The sequence below is a fragment of the Streptomyces sp. NPDC097617 genome, from assembly GCF_044761485.1.
Lineage (GTDB): Bacteria > Actinomycetota > Actinomycetes > Streptomycetales > Streptomycetaceae > Streptomyces.
This window is the reverse complement of the sequence record NZ_JBIWCL010000079.1, coordinates 1-1,550: the sequence shown is the minus strand read 5'-3', so window position 1 is coordinate 1,550 and position 1,550 is coordinate 1. Positions and strand designations below refer to the sequence as shown.

Here is a 1,550-nt window from a genome sequence, read left to right as displayed (position 1 = left end):
GGGGGGGTGCCTCTATGTCGTTCGTCAAGGCACCTCTGTCGGGTTTGGGGTGGTTCAGGGCTGCTGGGGTTATGCGGCGAGCTCGACGTCCTTCGGTGTCCGGGATTCGTAGAAGGTGCCGTCGCGGAGCATGGCGAACAGGACGCTGATGCGCTGGCGGGCGAGGCGGAGGAGGGCTTGGGTGTGGGTTTTGCCGCGGGCGCGTTGCTTGTCGTAGTAGGCGCGGGAGGCGGGATCGGCGTTCATGCAGGCGAACGCGGAGAGGAACATCGCGCGTTTGAGCTGCCGGTTGCCGCCTCGGGGTGCGTGTTCGCCGTGGATCGAGGTTCCCGACGACCTTGTCGTCGGGGCGAGTCCGGCGTAGGAGGCGAGGTGGGCGGCGCTGGGGAAGCTGGTGCCGTCGCCGACGGTGACCAGCAGGACAGCGGCGGTCCTGACGCCGACGCCGGGCATCGAGGTCAGGACCTGGGAAAGAGGGTGGGCCTCCAGCAGGGCGTTGATCTGGATTTCCATCGCCCTGCGCTGGGTGTGCACGGCCGTCAGGGAGGCGGCCAGGGAGGGGACGACGATGTCCAGGGTGCCGGTGCCGGGCACCACCACGGTCTGCTCGTCGAGCGCGTCGAAGACCTCGTCGATCAGCCGGGCGGCCATGCGCGGGGCCTTCGGGCGGATCAGCTCGACGAGTCGGCGACGACCGGCCTTGCGCAGGGCGGATGGGGAGCCGTAGCGCTCCAGGAGCCAGGTCACGGCCTGGTGGTCGAGACGCGGTCCCAGGACTCGTTCCAGAGAGGGATGGAACTGGGTGAGCAGGCCGCGTATCCGGTTGCTTGTGCGGGTGGCTTCGGCGGCCAGATCCTGGTCGAAGCCGGTCAGCACGGTCAGCTCGGCGGTGATCTCGTCGGTCAGTTCCAGGGAGCGCAGGGTGTGCGGCATCGTCCGTGCGGCATCGGCGATGACGGCCGCGTCCTTGGCGTCGGTCTTGGCCTCGCCGGGGTAGAGGTCGGCGATCCGCCGCATGGACAAGCCGGGCAGATAGGCGACGCGGCAGCCGGCGTCGCGGGCGACGGTCAGCGGCAGGGCGCCGATGGAGGCGGGCTGGTCCACGATGACCAGGACGGTGCCGAACTTCGCGGTCAGCTTGTCGAACACGGCCCGCAGCTTCGGCTCACTGTTGGGCAGCGGTTTGTCGAAGACCTTCTTCCCGGCCGGGGTGAGCCCGTGCCCGTGGTGGGCGGACTTGCCGACGTCCAGGCCGAGGAACACGCCCACGTCTTGGATCTCGAACATCGCGCCCTCCCAGGGACGTTGACGGTGCCGGCCTCGGCTCGGGTGTCGTGCTCGCGCATCCACGTTATGCAGACCTGCCGCCCGCGAACTGTCCGGCATTGCGCCGAACCGGACGGTGGCCGGACCTCTGATCAGCGTCTCCGACGAACACCCCCGGACCCGGTGACACCACCCCCCAGGTCATGCCTTCGACAGGGGGACACAGCCATGCCGGGCCCGGAGGCCAGCGGTCCCGTTGCAGGACCGCGAAAAAGATAACGGGG

1 protein-coding gene is annotated in these 1,550 nt (G+C 69.2%); it reads right to left on the bottom strand.

Annotated elements, in window-relative coordinates:
• Positions 1-69: 69 nt before the first annotated feature.
• A complete protein-coding gene (locus ACIQZO_RS40470; protein WP_403636427.1) occupies positions 70-1,287 on the bottom strand; it encodes an IS110 family transposase in 1,218 nt (405 codons plus the stop codon).
• Between the last annotated feature and the right edge of the window lie 263 nt (positions 1,288-1,550).

Bases quoted from the DNA above. Each gene is read 5' to 3' on its own strand.
- ACIQZO_RS40470 (WP_403636427.1), bottom strand. From the start codon at position 1,287: ATGTTCGAGATCCAAGACGTGGGCGTGTTCCTCGGCCTGGACGTCGGC.